This is a genomic window from Streptosporangium sp. NPDC001559 (genome assembly GCF_042893955.1).
Classification (GTDB): Bacteria; Actinomycetota; Actinomycetes; order Streptosporangiales; family Streptosporangiaceae; genus Streptosporangium.
In genome coordinates this window covers 211,222-227,176 of sequence record NZ_JBIAVG010000012.1, presented here as the reverse complement: position 1 = coordinate 227,176, position 15,955 = coordinate 211,222, and the positions used below count along the sequence as shown (strand labels likewise).

Annotated in this window: 15 protein-coding genes; 8 read left to right on the top strand and 7 right to left on the bottom strand. The window is 69.3% G+C overall.

What is annotated here, in order from left to right:
* Positions 1–429 precede the first annotated feature (429 nt).
* On the top strand, positions 430–1,116 hold the full coding sequence (locus tag ACFYY8_RS26580; protein ID WP_390045377.1) for a RibD family protein: 687 nt from the start codon (positions 430–432) through the stop codon (positions 1,114–1,116).
* Between the two features lie 4 nt (positions 1,117–1,120).
* Here ACFYY8_RS26580 and ACFYY8_RS26575 read toward each other — a convergent pair whose 3' ends face one another.
* Positions 1,121–1,627 (bottom strand): DUF6461 domain-containing protein, encoded by a 507-nt coding sequence (locus tag ACFYY8_RS26575; RefSeq protein ID WP_390045375.1) that lies wholly within the window; start codon positions 1,625–1,627, stop codon positions 1,121–1,123.
* Between the two features lie 752 nt (positions 1,628–2,379).
* Between ACFYY8_RS26575 and ACFYY8_RS26570 the strand changes: the two genes are divergently transcribed.
* Positions 2,380–3,069 carry a hypothetical protein gene (locus tag ACFYY8_RS26570; RefSeq protein WP_390045372.1) on the top strand — a complete coding sequence of 230 codons (690 nt, stop codon included), beginning with the start codon at positions 2,380–2,382 and terminating at the stop codon, positions 3,067–3,069.
* Between the two features lie 58 nt (positions 3,070–3,127).
* Here ACFYY8_RS26570 and ACFYY8_RS26565 read toward each other — a convergent pair whose 3' ends face one another.
* On the bottom strand, positions 3,128–3,601 hold the full coding sequence (locus tag ACFYY8_RS26565; RefSeq protein WP_390045370.1) for a carboxymuconolactone decarboxylase family protein: 474 nt from the start codon (positions 3,599–3,601) through the stop codon (positions 3,128–3,130).
* Positions 3,602–3,842: 241 nt separating this feature from the next.
* On the opposite strand from ACFYY8_RS26565, the gene ACFYY8_RS26560 reads away from it, so the two are divergent.
* Positions 3,843–4,457 carry a TetR/AcrR family transcriptional regulator gene (locus tag ACFYY8_RS26560; protein ID WP_390045368.1) on the top strand — a complete coding sequence of 205 codons (615 nt, stop codon included), beginning with the start codon at positions 3,843–3,845 and terminating at the stop codon, positions 4,455–4,457.
* The gene (locus ACFYY8_RS26555; protein WP_390045366.1) at positions 4,454–5,539 is read left to right on the top strand and encodes an acyltransferase family protein; all 1,086 of its coding nucleotides are present in this window, start codon (positions 4,454–4,456) and stop codon (positions 5,537–5,539) included. Before ACFYY8_RS26560 ends, ACFYY8_RS26555 begins: the two co-directional genes overlap by 4 nt.
* A 22-nt stretch (positions 5,540–5,561) precedes the next feature.
* On the opposite strand, the gene ACFYY8_RS26550 is transcribed toward ACFYY8_RS26555, so the two are convergent.
* Positions 5,562–7,091 (bottom strand): alpha/beta hydrolase, encoded by a 1,530-nt coding sequence (locus tag ACFYY8_RS26550; RefSeq protein ID WP_390045364.1) that lies wholly within the window; start codon positions 7,089–7,091, stop codon positions 5,562–5,564.
* 255 nt (positions 7,092–7,346) lie between these two features.
* Here ACFYY8_RS26550 and ACFYY8_RS26545 point away from each other — a divergent pair, with 255 nt between their 5' ends.
* The 3 genes from ACFYY8_RS26545 to ACFYY8_RS26535 all read left to right on the top strand — a co-directional run bounded on the left by ACFYY8_RS26545 (position 7,347) and on the right by ACFYY8_RS26535 (position 10,740).
* A complete protein-coding gene (locus ACFYY8_RS26545) occupies positions 7,347–8,639 on the top strand; it encodes a sensor histidine kinase (RefSeq protein WP_390045362.1) in 1,293 nt (430 codons plus the stop codon).
* The gene (locus ACFYY8_RS26540; RefSeq protein ID WP_390045360.1) at positions 8,636–9,298 is read left to right on the top strand and encodes a response regulator; all 663 of its coding nucleotides are present in this window, start codon (positions 8,636–8,638) and stop codon (positions 9,296–9,298) included. Before ACFYY8_RS26545 ends, ACFYY8_RS26540 begins: the two co-directional genes overlap by 4 nt.
* A 92-nt stretch (positions 9,299–9,390) precedes the next feature.
* Complete coding sequence (locus ACFYY8_RS26535) at positions 9,391–10,740, top strand: cation:proton antiporter (protein WP_390045358.1); 1,350 nt, start codon at positions 9,391–9,393, stop codon at positions 10,738–10,740.
* Between the two features lie 2 nt (positions 10,741–10,742).
* Here ACFYY8_RS26535 and ACFYY8_RS26530 read toward each other — a convergent pair whose 3' ends face one another.
* The 4 genes from ACFYY8_RS26530 to ACFYY8_RS26515 form a co-directional block, all read right to left on the bottom strand.
* Positions 10,743–11,594 (bottom strand): DUF72 domain-containing protein, encoded by an 852-nt coding sequence (locus ACFYY8_RS26530; RefSeq protein WP_390045356.1) that lies wholly within the window; start codon positions 11,592–11,594, stop codon positions 10,743–10,745.
* A 159-nt stretch (positions 11,595–11,753) separates the two neighbouring features.
* The gene (locus tag ACFYY8_RS26525) at positions 11,754–12,824 is read right to left on the bottom strand and encodes a phosphotriesterase (protein WP_390045354.1); all 1,071 of its coding nucleotides are present in this window, start codon (positions 12,822–12,824) and stop codon (positions 11,754–11,756) included.
* On the bottom strand, positions 12,821–13,837 hold the full coding sequence (locus ACFYY8_RS26520) for a phosphotriesterase (protein WP_390045352.1): 1,017 nt from the start codon (positions 13,835–13,837) through the stop codon (positions 12,821–12,823). The genes ACFYY8_RS26525 and ACFYY8_RS26520 overlap by 4 nt, the downstream gene beginning before the upstream one ends.
* A gap of 155 nt (positions 13,838–13,992) precedes the next feature.
* A complete protein-coding gene (locus ACFYY8_RS26515; RefSeq protein ID WP_390045350.1) occupies positions 13,993–14,934 on the bottom strand; it encodes an RNA ligase family protein in 942 nt (313 codons plus the stop codon).
* Positions 14,935–15,332: 398 nt separating this feature from the next.
* Between ACFYY8_RS26515 and ACFYY8_RS26510 the strand changes: the two genes are divergently transcribed.
* Entirely contained in the window at positions 15,333–15,821 is a 489-nt protein-coding gene (locus tag ACFYY8_RS26510) for a DUF1648 domain-containing protein (protein WP_390045348.1), read from the top strand.
* Positions 15,822–15,955 lie beyond the last annotated feature (134 nt).

Below are 15,955 nucleotides of genomic sequence, written 5' to 3'. Positions count from 1 at the left end.
GGGCTTTCCGTGCCAGGGGTCGAAACCAGGTGAGGGCTGGTCGGTCGGCGCCACCACGCCACCGGGGCCGCCCGTGGAGGTTCGTGAGAACGTTGATCGGCAACGCCACGGCACCAGGGTCGTCCACGGAAGTTCGAAGCCGGGTGAAGGATCGGTCGCTGGGGCTTCCCTGGGAGAGCGGGGCCGGGGAAGGATCAGTCGACACCGCCACGGCGCTGGGACCGTCCACACGAGAGGTTCGAAGCCGGGTGAAGGCGTTGGCCGGTGCCGCCATGGCGCTGGGGCTTCCGCGGGGAGGTCGAGGCCGGGTGAGGGGGAGTTCCGCCGGAGGGTAGCGTGGGACGCGGCGCCGTACAGGTGTGGAGTCCGCCGGTTCGGATGGAGGCTCCGTCTTCGCGCCGTCGTCGGGAACGTTCCGGGGAGCACCACATGACCAGGCCGTTCGTCCTGTCCTCTGTCGCCGTCTCGCTTGACGGTTACATCGACGACGCGACCTCGGAACGGCTGCTGCTGTCCAACGACGAGGACTTCGACCGGGTGGACGCCGTGCGTGCCGCCTGCGACGCCATCCTCGTCGGCGCCGGAACCATCCGCGCCGACGACCCTCGCCTCATGGTCCGCGCCGCGCACCGCCGCCAGGCCCGTGTCGCCGCCGGCCTGCCGGAGTCTCCGCTCAAGGCCGTCATCGCCGGGCACCGGCCCCTCGACCCGGCCGCGAGGTTCTTCACCACCGGCGACACCGCAAAGGTCGTCTACGCCGCCACGCCGGACATCCCCGTCCAGCGGGAAGCCCTCGCCGAGGTCGCCTCGGTCGTCGACGCCGGTGACCCCCTCGACCTGCGGGCCGTCCTCGCCGACCTCGCCGAACGAGGGGTGGAGCGCCTCATGGTCGAAGGCGGCGGCACCGTGCACACCCGGTTTCTGGCGGCGGGTCTCGTGGACGAGCTCCACGTCGTCACCGCGCCCTTCTTCGTCGGCGACGCCGCCGCCCCCCGCTTCGTCAACCCCGCGTCGTTCCCCTACGACGCGGGGAACCGCATGCGGCTGCTCGAAGTGCGGCCCATGGGGGATGTCATCCTCGCCCGCTATCAACCTGTCCGGCCGCCGGAGCCCTGACGGCTCAGTAGTCGAGGACGCCGTGGGCGACCGCGACCCGGCTGGACAGGGCGGGCCGCACCCCGGTGATGCGTTCGGCCAGTGATCGCGCCGCGGCGAGCCCGCCCGTCGCCTTGTCGTGGACCAGCCCGAGCTCGATCCGGTCGGCCAGGAAGGCCGTCTGGTCGTCGACCTCGTGGGGGAACATCGGGTCGAAGGACAGGATCTCTCGGCCGTCCGCGTAGTGGTTGAAGCCCGCGACCATGTTCACGTTGACGAAGACGCTCGCCACGACGGTCCCCGCCGACAGGGGCCGTAGCACCTCATCCAGCGACCCGGCGTAGCCGTTCGCCTCGCCGAGGATGGTGCCGCCCTCGGCCGGGTAGGCGCAGATGAGCCCCACGTCGATCTCGCCTTCCTCGTCGTCGCCGTCGAACACCTCGACGCCGAGGCGGGCCAGCGCCTCGTGCGGGGTGAGGCCGCGGACGTGCGTCGCGCAGAACGCCTCGTCGTCGAGCCAGCCGTACGTCATGGGGATCCTGCTCTCCGTAGGGGGTCGGGCACGGGAATCCTGGCAGGCGGGTCCGACAGAAACCGCGCGTGGTCTGTGATTTGTGGGGGTTTATCGATTTTGGGAAGACGTGCGGGCTCGTTCCACTGGATGCAAGTTTGGCTGTTCCGGAGAAACGGTACGGCGATCGCTTCGATGATGTCGGTATGCCAATGGGGTCGATGTCGCCAATTGTGAGAGCGCTGTTGGGCGCGGCCCTCGCGGTCGCGGTCAACCAGATCCTCAACGACGGAGTATGGAGCCTGCTGTGGACCATCATTTCCGCGGTGCTGGCCACACTGCTCGCGCTGATCCCTGAGCAGGCACCCGAAAACACCCCAGAGGCCCCTCGCAACAAACCTCTCAAAAAGGTATTTTTCATCGTAAATAATGAAAGTCCGACCAACGCCAGGCTGGGCCTGTTCCTGCTCACAGCGTTGATCATCGCTTTCCTCGTACCGCTCATCCCAGGCGGACCCGCGGTCAACGCGGAGGGGAGGACGCCTTCCGCTCCACCTTCTGTGCCGCCTTCTGTGTCACCGCCCGCACCGAAGACCTCGCCGGGGAGCCCGCCGAGAAATGTTCCCCCTCCGCTCAGGGCCGATCCGTGCCGTCTGATCGACGCCACCAGAATGGGACGGTTCGGAAGGACGGAAATCGACAAAAACTATGGCAATTTCGACAGATGCGACATTTTGATATATCCACATGGAGAGGAAGAAGTGGATGTCAAGGTGGAATTCGATCCCGGTGCACTTCCTGAGCAGACCACGTCCTCCAGGACCGTGAAGAACGTCATCGTCATGGAGGAGCCCGCCCAGAGCGCGGAATGCGAACGCAGGATGGCGTTGTCCGGAGACAACGACACGATCGTTTCGGTGACCGCCAAACGCGGGGAGCAGGGCAGGGCCTCCCTGTGCGACATCGCAGACACGGCGACCGAGATCGCCGCCGAGAAACTCGGCACGGGAGAGCTGGACAAGAACCCCCGCTCCCTTCCCCAGGACTCCCTCGCGAACGAGAACGCCTGCGCGCTTCTCAGCCCTGGCACCCTGGGAGAACTCGTTCGCGGCGTCGACGCGGCGAACCCCTACGTGGGCTACGGCAACTGGACGTGCAAGTGGTCGAGCACCACCGGTGATCTGCGGGTGAACCTGCACTTCGACCAGGGGCGGCAACCGGACTCCACCGACGGGGCACCCACCCGGCTCAACGGCTACCGCGCCTTCGTCGAGAAGTGGGCGGACGACGAGAGTGCCTGCCTGACACAGGTGGTCTACCGCTCCTATCCCGACCGGTACGGCAGGACGAAGGCCGAGACGCTACAGCTGCTGGTCGGTGGTTCCTCCCCGATGGACCAGCTCTGCCGAATCTCCACCGAACTGGCCTATTCCGCCACCGCCCAGCTGCGGCGGGCCGCCTGACCGTACGGCGTGCGACGCCCCGAGACCCGGCAACGGGCCCCGGGGCGTTCGTTTCTCGTTACCCGAACTGGCCGGGCTGGTAGTCACCCGCGGGCTGCTGGATGATCACGTTCACCCGGTTGAAGGCGTTGATCAGGGCGATGAGACCCACCAGGGCGGCGAGCTGCTCCTCGTCGTAGTGCTTGACCGCGTTCGCCCAGACGTCGTCCGGGACGCCACCGGCCGCGTCCGCGATGCGGGTGCCCTGCTCGGTCAGTTCCAGGGCGGCGCGCTCGGCGTCGGTGAAGACCGTGGCCTCCCGCCAGACCGCGACCAGGTTGAGACGGAGCGAGGTCTCTCCGGCGTGCGCGGCGTCCTTGGTGTGCATGTCGGTGCAGAAACCACAGCCGTTGATCTGGCTGGCGCGGATCTTCACCAGCTCCTGCGTCGCGGTGGGCAGCGCCGAGTTGTGAATCGCCGTGTTCGCCGCGATGAGGTGCTTCAGGAACTTCGCCGCGACCGGGTTGTCGAGCGGATTCAAACGAGCGTCCATGGTGCGCTCCTTGTCGTTGCGGTGGTTACACCTCTCTGACCAAACAGCCGGGCCGGATGTGACGGAAATGAGTGTGATGTACGTCTCCTGTCCGTCGAGTCCCTGTCCTCACCGCCCAGAAGGGCACCCGGGCGAGGGTCCGGCGATCGACAGCACCGCCACTTTCCGCGATCTAACACACACGTAACGTAGTAATTGGCCAGGCGGCTTGAAGCTTGGCCGGGTGTGTTATTTTTTGACCATGCGGCCAGAAAACAAGCCGGATCGACAAATGTCGTTCATCGAGGAGGCGCGGCGAGCACAGATCATCGCGTCCGCGATCGAGGTGCTCGCCTCGGTCGGCTTCGCCAAGGCGTCGCTGGCGGCCATCGCCAAGCACGCGGGCATCAGCAAGGGGGTGATCTCCTACCACTTCGCCGGCAAGGACGAACTGATGGAGGAGATCGTCACCCAGATCTACACGAAGATCGCCGAGCGGGTCATCGCCAGGCTGGAGGGCCAGGACACCGCCGTCGGGATGCTGCGCACGTACATCCTGTCCGTGGCCGAGCACATGCGCGACCACCGCACCCAGCTCCTGGCGCTGGGCGAGATCTTCCACAACCTGCGCGACGCCGAGGGCAAGCCCCGGTACGGCGCGCACACCAACGAGGAGCTCTACCAGGGCATCGAGCACATCTACCGGTTCGGACAGAGCACGGGCGAGTTCCGTGCCTTCGACCTGCGCGTCATGGCGATCACGCACTCCTCCGCCATCGACGCCATGTTCGCCTACTGGGCGGTCACCCCTGACCACGACCTCGACGCGCACGCGCGCGAGTTGGCCGACTTCTTCGAAAGGGCGGCGGCGAAGTGACGACCGAGACCAGAACCAGGACCAGACTGTTCGCCGTCGACAACCTGCGTGTGGTGCTCACGGTCCTGGTGGTCCTCCACCATGTCGCGATCACCTACAGCCACATCCCCGCGTGGTACTACTTCGAGGAGGCCAAGGACGCCAGCGGCGTCGCGCTCGACATCCTGGTGATGTTCAACCAGGCGTTCTTCATGGGGTTCTTCTTCCTCATCTCCGGTTTCTTCACGCCCGCCTCCCACGACCGCAAGGGCGGCGGGGCTTTCGTCCGTGACCGGTTGAAGCGGCTCGGCATCCCCCTGCTGGTGTTCCTCCTGCTGCTGCGGCCCCTGCTGGTCGCCGGTTTCTACCCGGACGACATTCCGTACTGGTTGTTCTACCTCGGCTCGTGGGACGCGGGCCCCATGTGGTTCGTCGAGGTGCTGCTGGTCTTCGCCGTCGTGTACACGCTGTGGTCGAAGTGGACCGGCGGGTCGAAGCAGGCCGTCGAACCCCGGCGCACCGAGCTGACCGCGCGGGCGATCGTGCTGTTCGCGCTTGGGCTGGCGGTCGCCACGTTCCTGTGGCGGTTCCTGGTGCCCGTCGGGACCTACTGGATCGTGATCGGGCTGCCGACGCCCTCCCACCTGCCGCAGTACGCCTCGATGTTCGTCGTCGGAGTGCTGGCCTACCGGCGTGGCTGGTTCGAGACGCTGCCCGCCAAGGCGGGACGAATCGGCCTTCTCGCCGCGACCGGGGTGACGCTGGTGGTGCTGCCGCTGAGTATGACGACCGAGGGTGTGCTCCACCAGGCGTTCAACTCCCTGTGGGAGTCGACGTTCGCCGTCTCGATCATCGTCGGGCTGAGCGTGCTGTTCAGGAACCGGTACAACCGGCAGGGGGAGGGTGGCAGGTTCCTCTCCGAACACGCCTACACGGTCTACTTCATCCATCCGGTCGTGCTCGTCGCGGTCGGCTACGCGCTGGCCTGGCTGCACGCGCCGGCGATCGTCAAGTTCGTCGTGGCCGCCGCCGTCGCGTTGCCGCTGTGCTGGGGGGTGGCCTGGCTGGTGCGCGCGCTACCCGGCGCCAAGCGGGTGCTGTGACATCAGAGCGGCATCAGGGACGTCAGGTCGCCGTGCAGGTGGTGTCGGTCGCGGGCATGACGCCGTCCACCAGATAGCGGTTGACGATCCGGTCGACGCAGTCGTTCTTCGGGGCGAACAGGCCCGCGTAGACGGTGTGCCGGAAGGCTCCGCGCAGAGTGACCAGGCGTGATCCGGTCAGGGCCCGGTGGGTGGCCCGCTGACCCTGGTACGGGGCTCCCGGGTCGCCCGTCGCGCCGACCATCAGGACCGGCACGTCGTTGCGGACCCGGGTCGGCGGCTCCGCGGGCGTCACGGGCCAGAACGTGCAGGGGGTGAGGTTGCGGATGAGCGGCCCGAACAGGGGCTCCCCTGCCCGGTGGGCCTGGATGTCGCGGTAGTAGGTCTCGGGGTCGCGGGAGGCCGCCCGGTCCGCACAGAAGATCGCGTTCTGTACGGCGGCCGCCCCGTCGGCGTCCGGCCCGGAGAAGCCGGTCAGCACCTGCTCCAGGACCGGGGTCGGGGTGACCTCGACCCCCGTGGCCGCGTCGCCGAGCACCTTGACGTCGGCGGCGAAGCTCCCGTAGGCCTCGTCGCTGTCTCCCCCGGTGACGTTGAACATGATCATGGGCAGCACACGGCTGTCCACCTGGAACCGGCCGACCCTCAGCGGGCCCCGGCCGGTCGCCCGGTTGATCCGGTCGACGACGGCCAGCACCTCGCCCGCCGTACGGCCCAGCCGGTAGCGGTCGTGGTGGCGGGCCGTCCAGGCCGCCCAGTCCCGCATGACCCCGGCGAGGGCCGGGCCCTGGTACCGGGCCAGGTCGGGGCCGTAGCGGTCGACGTCGAGCGCGCTGTCGAGGACGACCCGGTCGGCACGGCCGGGGAAAAGCTGGAGGTAGACGGCGCCCAGGTAGGTGCCGTACGACGAGCCGAGGTAGGACAGTTTGCGTTCGCCGAGGGCGGCGCGGATCACGTCCATGTCTCTGGCGGTGTTCCTGGTCGAGACGTACGGCAGCACGTCCCGGTGGGCGGCGCAGCGGGAGGCCAGGTCCCTGGCCAGCGCCGTGGTCCGGTCGAAGGATCGCCGGTCGGGCCCGGCGGAGCCGACGATGGGGCTGGGCCAGCCGCAGTTCAGCGGGGTGCTGCGCCCGACGAAGCGGGGGTCCATCCCGATCAGGTCGTAGCGGGCGGCGACCTCGGGCTCGGCGTTCCTCACCATGAGCGCGAGGTAGGTCACCGGGACGCCGGGGCCGCCGGGGTTGTAGAGCAGCGTGCCGCGCCGGCGCGCGGGGTCGGTCGCCTTCAGCCGGGACATCGCGACCTTGATGGTCCGCCCGTCAGGACGGCCGTAGTCGAGCGGCACCGTGACCTCGGCGCACTGGGCCTTCGCCGCGTCCAGCTCCTTACCCGCCTCGTCGTCGGGGCCGTTCTGGCAGCGGTGCCAGTCGATCCGCTGGTTCTGGAACCTGGCCAGACCGTCGTCGGCCGTCGCCGTACCGGTCAGGGCTGTGGTCAGGGTGGTGGCCAGGGCCGTACCGGCCAGGACCGCCGCCATCCCTCGTCCGAGCATCGGACTCTCCTCTCGCTTCGCCATGCGGGGCACGAGGCTAGGCGGGCGGGCCACGGCGGCGCGTCGGTCCGGAGTCTGGTCTTAACGACCCCTGTGACCTGCGCTTTCCCCTGTCGGGGAATGGTCGTTGGCGGAGGGTGTCCTCCTGGGGTCGCAGGTCCTCCGCGTCATCGTCATCCCCAGGGGGCACGTGTTCACCGGGTCGCGGAACCTAACATGTGTCACGCGATGCGGCTGTTCAGGAGGAATGCCCTGATGTTCGGAGTTCACCGGCGTGACGGGGTACTGGCGGCCGTGATCCTCCTGGGGTGCGTGGTTCTCAACGACCGTGTCTACGGCTCCCCGGGGCCGTTGATCCTCCAGGCGGCGCTGACGGCGCCGCTGGTGTGGCGGCGACACGCGCCGTTCACGGTGTTCTGCGTGGTGGCCGGGGTGGCGCTCGTCCAGTGGTTCGCCGACGTCCAGACGCTGGCCGACGTGGCGTTGCCGGTCGCCCTCTACACGGTGGCCGCCCGTTCGACCTGGCGGTACGCGCTCGCCGCCGGGGTCGTCCTCGAAGCGGGAGTCCTGCTGGCCGCCGCCCGCTGGGCCGCGCCCGCCGACAGGTTCCTCAACTCGGCCGCCTTCCTGACCGCCGTGGTCGTGGCCGTCGCCGTCACCGGCGTGAACACCCGCATCAGGCAGGAGCGTGCCGTACGGCTCGAACATGAGCGGGACCAGCGGGAGCGGCTCGCGGTGGCCGAGGAGCGCGGACGCATCGCCAGGGAGATGCACGACATCGTCACCCACAACCTGTCGGTGATGGTCGCGCTGGCCGACGCCGCCGTCTTCGCCCAGCGGTACTCACCCGAACGGGCCGAGGGCGCCATGCGGCAGATCTCCGGCACCGGACGGCAGGCGCTGACCGACATGCGGCGTTCCCTGGGTGTGCTGCGGGCCGACGAACCGGACGCGAGCCGGCATCCGGCTCCCGGCCTGTCCCAGCTCGAACCGCTCGCCGCCCGGACGCGCGCAGCGGGACTGTCCGTCCGCCTCTCCCTTGAGGGGGACGTCTCGGCGGTTCCCGCCGCCGCGCAGCTCACGGTCTACCGGCTGGTCCAGGAGGCGCTGACCAACACGTTCAAGCACACCCCCTCCGGGACGCGCGCCGCCGTACGGGTGCGGTGCGCGGGCGACGCCGTCACCGTCGAGGTCGTGGACGACGGTCCGGCGGCGCGGGTCCCCGGCCCGTCGGACGGGCACGGCCTGATGGGCATGCGCGAACGCGCCGCCGCGTACGGCGGGACCCTGGAGGCCGGTCCCCGTGACGGCGGCGGCTGGCGGGTCGCGACCAGGCTCACCCTGACCACGGCGGGCACGACCGGACCCGGCCGGACCACGGCGGGCACGACCGGACCGGCCGTGAACACGGCGGGCGTGACCGGGGGCCTGGGCATGACGAGTACGGCCGGGCCCGGCTTGGACAGGGCGGGTGCGACCGGGGGTCTGGACGCGCCGGGTGTCGCCGGGCTCGACCTGGGTGTGGCGGCCGGTAAGGGGGCGGTGTGACGATCCGGGTGTTGCTGGCCGATGACGAGTCACTGCTGCGGATGGCCTTCACCATGGTCCTGGACGCCCAGCCGGACATGGAGGCCGTCGGCGAGGCGGCCGACGGCGCCGAGGCCGTACGACTCGCCAGGACACTGCGTCCCGACGTGGTGCTGATGGACGTCCGGATGCCCGGGATGGACGGCATCGAGGCGACCGGCCGGATCACGCGTGTTTCACCGTCGTCGAAGGTTCTCATCCTGACCACCTTCGACCTCGACGAGTACGCCTTCGCCGGGCTGCGGGCCGGGGCCTCAGGCTTCCTGCTGAAGAACGCCCTGCCCGAGGAGCTGCTCGCGGCCATCCGCAACGTCGCGGCGGGCGACGCCGTGGTCTCCCCCAGGATCACCCGGCGGCTGCTGGAGACCTTCGCCCACCGGCTCCCCCACGGGGAGCACCCCGTGTTCGACGAGCGGCTGGAACGGCTCACCGCGCGTGAGCGGGAGGTGCTCGTCGAGGTGGCGCGTGGTCTGTCGAACACCGAGATCGCCGCCGAACTACACCTCGCCGAGGCGACCGTGAAGACCCATCTGGGCCGCATCCTGCTGAAACTGGAGCTGCGTGACCGGGTCCAGGCCGCGGTCTTCGCCTACGAGAGCCGCCTCGTTCATCCGTCGTGAGCGTTCTCGCGACTGGTTTGTGATCTGTCCGGAAGTGGGTTCCGGGTGCTTAACGGGGAGACCTTCCTAGATTCCTACTCTTTCTAGGGGTAATGATGCCTTCTGCCTTAGGTGCTCCCATAGCACCCATCGCCGCGCACAATCTGCTCGTCTTCCTGCTCCAGGTCAGCCTGTTACTCCTGCTGGCGCTGGTTCTCGGACGGCTGGCCACCCGGTTCGGGATGCCCGCCGTCGTCGGCGAACTGTTCGTCGGCGTGGTCCTCGGCCCCTCCTTCCTGGCGCACGTCGCGCCCGGCCTGCAGACCTGGCTGTTCCCCGCCGATCCCGAGCAGTTCCACCTGCTCGACGCCGTCGGCCAGATCGGCGTGCTGCTGCTGGTCGGCCTCACCGGCATCCACATGGACATGAAGCTGGTCCGCCGCCGTGGCGTCACGGCCGCAGGAGTCAGCGTCGGCGGGCTCGTCGTCCCCCTCGGCCTCGGCATCGGCGCCGGGTTCCTGCTGCCCAGGACGCTGGTGCCCGAGGGCACGGACATCACGGTCTTCGCGCTGTTCCTCGGTGTGGCGATGTGCGTCAGCGCGATCCCGGTCATCGCCAAGACGCTCATGGACATGAAGCTGCTGCACCGCAACATCGGGCAGCTCACCCTGACCGCCGGGATGATCGACGACGCCTTCGGCTGGTTCATGCTGTCGATCGTCAGCGCGATGGCCGTCAACGCGGCCTCGACGGGAACCGTGCTGACCTCGCTCGCCTACCTGACCGTCATCGTGGTGTTCGCGCTGACGATCGGCCGCCCCCTGGTCAGGCGCGCCTTCCAGCTCACCGCCAGGTCGGAGGAGGCGGGACCGGCCGTCGCCACCGCGGCCGTGCTCATCCTGCTCGCCTCGGCCGGTACCCACGCGCTCGGGCTCGAAGCCGTCATCGGCGCGTTCGTCTGCGGCATGCTCATCGGTAGCGCGGGCAAGGTCGAACCGGCCAGGCTCGCCCCGCTGCGCACGGTCGTGCTCTCCGGATTCGCGCCGATCTTCTTCGCCACCGCGGGCCTCAGAATGGACCTGACCGCGCTGGCCAGGCCTGAGGTACTGCTCAGCGGCCTGGCCGTACTGACCATCGCGATCGTCGGCAAGTTCCTCGGCGCCTACGCCGGGGCGCGGCTGAGCAGGCTCAACAGGTGGGAGGCGCTCGCACTCGGCGCCGGGCTCAACGCCCGCGGCGTGATCGAGGTGGTGGTCGCCATGGTCGGCCTGCGGCTGGGCATCCTCGGCGTCGAGGCCTACACCATCGTGATCCTCGTGGCGATCGTGACCTCGCTGATGGCTCCGCCGATCCTGCGGATCGCCATGGCCCGGGTCGAGCAGACCGCGGAGGAGAAGCTCAGGGAAGCCGAACACCAGGCCTGGAACAGCCACTCGACCAGTGGCACCGAACCGATTCTGTGACCTCAGAAAAGGGTGAGCGGCTCGACCGGTACGGGCTCCGGCAGCGGGGCCAGGGCGGGCAGGTGGGACCGTACCTCGTCGTGGAAGCGCCGGGCGAGCGCGGGGGCGTCGGCGTTGTCGGGGGTGTGCAGGAAGAAGGTCGGCGAACGGCCCTCACGCAACCACGTCACGACCGTGTCCACCCAGGGTTGCCAGCCCTCGGCGGTGCTTTCGGCGGCGTCCCTGCCGATGTAGCGGACGATCGGGTTCCCGGTGAGGGCGGTCGTACGGCGCGGCATGCGCGGCTTCTTCGTCCAGGACTCCCGCTCGGCGTCGGTCGTCGGCGGCGTCTGGAAGAGGACGACCGTGTCGAACGGCACCCACTCGGCCCCGGCGCCCGCCAGGACCTGTTCCAGCAGCCGCGCGGACCGCTCGTCCTCGAAGAACGCGCGGTGCCTGACCTCGACGGCGTACCGGTGGGATCGGGGAAGCCGGTTGAGAAAGGCCGCGAGGACACCGAGGTCACCCGGGGAGAACGAGCCGGGAAGCTGGATCCACAGCGCGTGGGCGCGTGGGCCGAGGGGCTCGATCGCGTCCAGGAACGCCCCCAGCTCCTCCTCGGCGCCGTTCAGCCGGCGTTCGTGGGTGATCGGTTTGGGCAGCTTGAGCACGAACCGGAAGTCGGGGTCGGTCTGCCGCGCCCACAGCTCGACCGTGTTCCTCGCGGGTGTGGCGTAGAAGGTCGTGTTGCCCTCGACCGCGTTGCACAGGCTCGCGTAGGCGTGCAGCCGTTCCTTCTGCGGAAGGGGATGGGGGATGAAACGCCCCTGCCATGAGGTGTTCGTCCACATCGCGCATCCCACATGAAGCCGCATGTACCGACGCTATCCGAGTACGGCCCGCATCCGGTCATCGGACGCGGGCCGTACTGACGGGTCCGCCTGGTTCAGCGGGAGCCGGACCCGCTTCGGTCCGGCCGGTTCAGGTCCGGTGAGGCTCGGGCCCAGCCGGGCTCGGGTTCGGTGAGACCGGATTCAGCGGGGCTCGGCGAAGGCGAGGGCACGGGCGGGGTTCTCCACCATGATCTTGTGGATGACCTCGTCGCCGACGCCGAGTTCGCGCAGCGCGGGCAGGAAGTAGCGCGAGATGTAGTCGTACCCCTTGCCGCCGTACTTCCTGAGCTGGATCTTCTGGCACACGTCGTGACCCAGCACGATCTGGTCCGCGTAGCCCCGTTCGATCAGGTCCGCGACGCCCCGGACGACCTTGTGGTCGCTGGTCAGGAAGAGGTGTCCCCACGGGCTTCCTGGCGAGGCCAGGAAGTCCAGCTCGATGAAGGCGCCGCGGGCGACGAGACGCTCGGCGAGCGAGGGGTTCGTCACCGCCTCCATGCAGTGGCCCATGACGACGTTCGTCGGGGCGACGCCCTCCTCGTCGAGGATGTCAAGCACGGCGATCTTCTCCTCGCCGACTCCTCCGACGTGGAAGGTGATGGGGGCGCCGGTGATCCTGCTCGCCCGGCCGCTCGCGCGCACGCTCTTCAGCTCGTTCTCGGTCAGCGGCGCGGAGTCGGCGCCGACCTCGCCGATGACGCCCGAGCGGACGCCGGTCTCGCCGACCCCGAGCACGACGTCGCGCACGATGATGTCGGTGAGCTCGTCGACGGTGAGCTCGTCCATGTTCTCCGGGTGGAAGGTCGGGGTGTACCAGCCGCCGCCCATGACGACGTTGAGCCCGCTCTCCCGGGAGAGCCGCAGGAGCCCTTCGGGGTCACGGCCGACACCGATCGGCGAGACCTCGACCAGCGTGCCTCCCCCGACGTTGGCGAAGGCGAGCACCTCCGTCAGCATCTCGTCGAAGTCGCCCATCGCGTCACTGTCGGCGTTGGGGAACCCGTGACGCGTGCGGGCGAGGTTGGCGAGCGTGAGCGGCTCGGCGGCCTCCGGGGAGTCCTCGCCGGGACGGCGGAAGCGCGCCGGGCGTCGCAGGTCGACGAAGACGTGCTCGTGCATGAGCGTCTCCCCGAGCGCCGCCGGGTCGACCGGGCCCGTGACGGTCAGCGCCTTGCCCGCGATGTTCGGGATCTCGAAGGGGTAGCGGCTCACGAGTCTGCCTTCGGGGTCGTGATGGTCAGAAGTCGCCTCGGGTTGCGCACGGTGACGGTCTCGATGAGGGCGTCGTCCGCGCCGACCATCCTCAGGTAGTGGACGAGCTGCTGCAGGATGAAGCCGTACCCGCCGCCGCCGTAGGCGAGGAGGTGCGACTTGGCCGAGACGTCCTGCGACAGCAGAACCCGTTCGGCGTATCCCCTGCGTGCCAGTTCGACCACGGCCGTCGCCACGTCCTGGTCGTCGGAGACGCTCAACACGGACGGCAACCTGCCGAGCTGGTCGAACTGCACGAACACCCCGCGTTCGAGGAGCGGTTCGAGCTCGTCGGGACGCGGGGAGAGCGGGTCGCAGTGCCCGACGACGACGCGTGTGAGGTCCGCGCCCTCCTCGGCGAGCAGGTCGAGCACCCGCCGCTGGGTCGCGGGGTCGGCGGAGCGGTCGAGCGTGATCGCGGCACCGGTGGCCGCGGAGGCCCGCGCCGCCGCGACGAGGATCGCGCGTCCCGCGGGCTCGCCGGGGTCGAGCGCGCCGAGTTCGCCGATGACGCCCGCGCGCACGCCGTCCACGCCCTCGGTGATGTCCCTGACGATCTCCTCGGTGAGCCCGACGGCGTCGCCGGAACCGGTGGGACGGTAGCGTCCCGCGCCCATGACGACGGCCAGGCCGGTCGCCTCGGCGATACGGCGCAGCGCGGCCGGGTCGCGTCCGAGGTCGGGGGTGGTGACGTCCACCAGCGTGCCGCCCCCGGCCTGCTTGAACGCGGTGGCCTCGCGGACGGCCAGCGCCTCGTCGCCGAGAAGCAGGTTGTCCCTGTTGGGGAGGCCCAGGCTGACCTCGCCGAGCAGTTCCATGGTGAGCGGTTCCGGCGGTTCGGTCCCGTCGCTGAAGTCGCTCAGCAGATGTTCGTGGGGCATGACCGCGCCTAGGGCGTCCGGCGCGAGGTCACCGGTGACGGTGACGACCCTCGCCGCGCGCGCGGTTGCCGTGGTCGAGTCGGTGGTGGACACCGGGCCAACATAACATAGAAGATCGTATATGATACAGAGGGCAATCCGTGTCTCTCCGAGGCCGAACGGCACGTGGACGCGTCGAACCGCCGACCATACGGAACCACGGGCCGGCCCGTTCCGAACTCCCCCGCCCCGGACCGGCCGACGGCCTCTCAGCCCCCGGCCAGAGCCTCGGCGGCCCCGCGGACGTGGGCCTGCAACTCGGCCTCCGCGCGGTCGTCGAGGGCCGCCGTGGTCGTGGGAAAGGCGTCGGACAGGTCCACCATGACGTCGAGGACCACCTCGTCCAGGAGCTCGTCGAGGGAGGACGGCCCCGTCTTGGACCGCGCGCCGGCCAGCCGTGGCCCGTTGACCATGTCCAGGGCGATCCGGCGTAGCTCCTCCGGGGCGAGCATCACCTGCGGGTCCCAGGGACGACTCTGGTCGAAGCGCCGTTCGTCGAACTCCTCGATCTTCAGTTTGAGGGCGGGACGGCGTGCGGGAGGCAGGGGGGTGTCGGGTCGCAGGACGATTCCCTCTGCCGTGTTGTCCGGCACCTCGGGCAGGCCGAGCATCCGCGGCACACGGGTGGGGAAACGGCGGGGCAGACCGTCGAGATCGGCCCGGCTCCCCCTGGCGAGAAGCGGCACGACGTCGAGACCGGTGTCGGCGGCGATCGAGGCGATGTCCGCATAGGGCAGGAAGGTCCCGGGGTCGTCCGGCCCCTCGTGACGCAGCACGTCGAAAAGGGCGAAGCGAATCCCGGGGCTGTACCAGACGCCCGTCTGGACGGGGGACGCACCCGGCGCCGGGGGGACACCGGGGTGAGGGTAGTGGCCGCCGTACAGCTCGCCGTAGAGACGCACCGCCGAACCACCGCGGGCCAGGGCGGCCTCCACGGCCCCGGCGAAGGCGCCGCGCAGGAGCTGCCAGCCGAAGAACGGCTCGTCGTCACGCAGCCATGCCTTGCGCTTGCCCACCGACATGCCCTCGCCGTCATGGGCGATCACCATCTGGGCCCCGTGGACCTTCTCGGTGGCCACCCAAGGGCCTCCGGCGGTTCCTCCCCCGGCCCGGTCGGCGGTGGGAATCTTGGGGTAGGCGAGATGCCGCATCGGAGCAGTATGGCCGAGGCGGACTCGGAAACACCTCTGCTTTTCCGGCCGGTCCGGAGCCTGTTCCGGCCCGGTCCGGAGCCGGTGATCGGATCGGTTCCGCTCCGGGGCCGCCAACCTTGATCTTCGCATCGTGTGGTGGATCGCTTCTGAGCCCGAAGGGCCGAGGTCACGACGATCCGTGCATCAGGCCGGTCCTGACGACGAAGCCGTCGGGCGGCCCGGGACGGCGCCGCCGCGCCGTGGCCTCCGTGGAGCCGTCGCATCACCGGAAATGCTTTACCCGGGGCCTACGGCCTTTTTGAGATGGTCTCCACGACCAGGAATGACCAGCCTTCCGGACAATCCTCCTCGTCGTCACAGAAAAGTCACAACAACCCAGGAGAAGCGGGTTCGGCGTGGATGAATCACATGGCTCTCGCTCCATATCGTGGAAGCTCGCATTACTCACCTGCGGACCGCTGCTGACGACGGCGCTGTCGGTGTGGGCCTTCAACCAGGTACCGGCCGACGCGGTGGTCCCTGTCCATTGGAATGCGATCGGCGAGGTGGATCGATACGTGTCGAGACTGGAGGCGCTCCTGACGCTTCCCATCGTCTCGATCGTCGTCAGCCTCGTGGCCTGGCTGGTCGACATGCTGGGAGGCGTTCAGCGAAACGTCGTACCCGGATGGGTGCTGATCTCTCTCATGCTCGTGACGGCGCACGGCTTCGTCCTTCAGGCGGCGCTGTCCGGCAGGGCCGTCCTGCCCCGGGTGATCGTCGGGGTGCTCGGCCTGGCCGTACTGGCGCTGGTCGGCAGATCTTCCGTACCGGCCGGATGGAGATGGGCAGCCGCCCTCCTCGGCTGCGCCCTCCTCGTCGCCGCCTTCGCCGTACCGCTGTGACCACCCGGCGGAGACGAGACCTGGCGCGCCGTACGGTCCCGGCGGCCGCCAGCCCCCCGATTCTGCTCGACGATCTCACAACAGTCCTTTCTCGGAACCCCTGCTTTCTCTTGGCGGGATGGACGTCAGCCAGA

What these genes read in the sequence shown, in the direction of transcription:
- ACFYY8_RS26565 (WP_390045370.1), bottom strand. Translation starts at nt 3,601, where the DNA reads ATGGACGCTCGTTTGAATCCGCTCGACAACCCGGTCGCGGCGAAGTTC.
- ACFYY8_RS26545 (WP_390045362.1), top strand. Translation starts at nt 7,347, where the DNA reads ATGTTCGGAGTTCACCGGCGTGACGGGGTACTGGCGGCCGTGATCCTC.
- ACFYY8_RS26535 (WP_390045358.1), top strand. Translation starts at nt 9,391, where the DNA reads ATGATGCCTTCTGCCTTAGGTGCTCCCATAGCACCCATCGCCGCGCAC.
- ACFYY8_RS26580 (WP_390045377.1), top strand. Translation starts at nt 430, where the DNA reads ATGACCAGGCCGTTCGTCCTGTCCTCTGTCGCCGTCTCGCTTGACGGT.
- ACFYY8_RS26530 (WP_390045356.1), bottom strand. Translation starts at nt 11,594, where the DNA reads ATGCGGCTTCATGTGGGATGCGCGATGTGGACGAACACCTCATGGCAG.
- ACFYY8_RS26560 (WP_390045368.1), top strand. Translation starts at nt 3,843, where the DNA reads ATGCGGCCAGAAAACAAGCCGGATCGACAAATGTCGTTCATCGAGGAG.
- ACFYY8_RS26515 (WP_390045350.1), bottom strand. Translation starts at nt 14,934, where the DNA reads ATGCGGCATCTCGCCTACCCCAAGATTCCCACCGCCGACCGGGCCGGG.
- ACFYY8_RS26575 (WP_390045375.1), bottom strand. Translation starts at nt 1,627, where the DNA reads ATGACGTACGGCTGGCTCGACGACGAGGCGTTCTGCGCGACGCACGTC.
- ACFYY8_RS26550 (WP_390045364.1), bottom strand. Translation starts at nt 7,091, where the DNA reads ATGCTCGGACGAGGGATGGCGGCGGTCCTGGCCGGTACGGCCCTGGCC.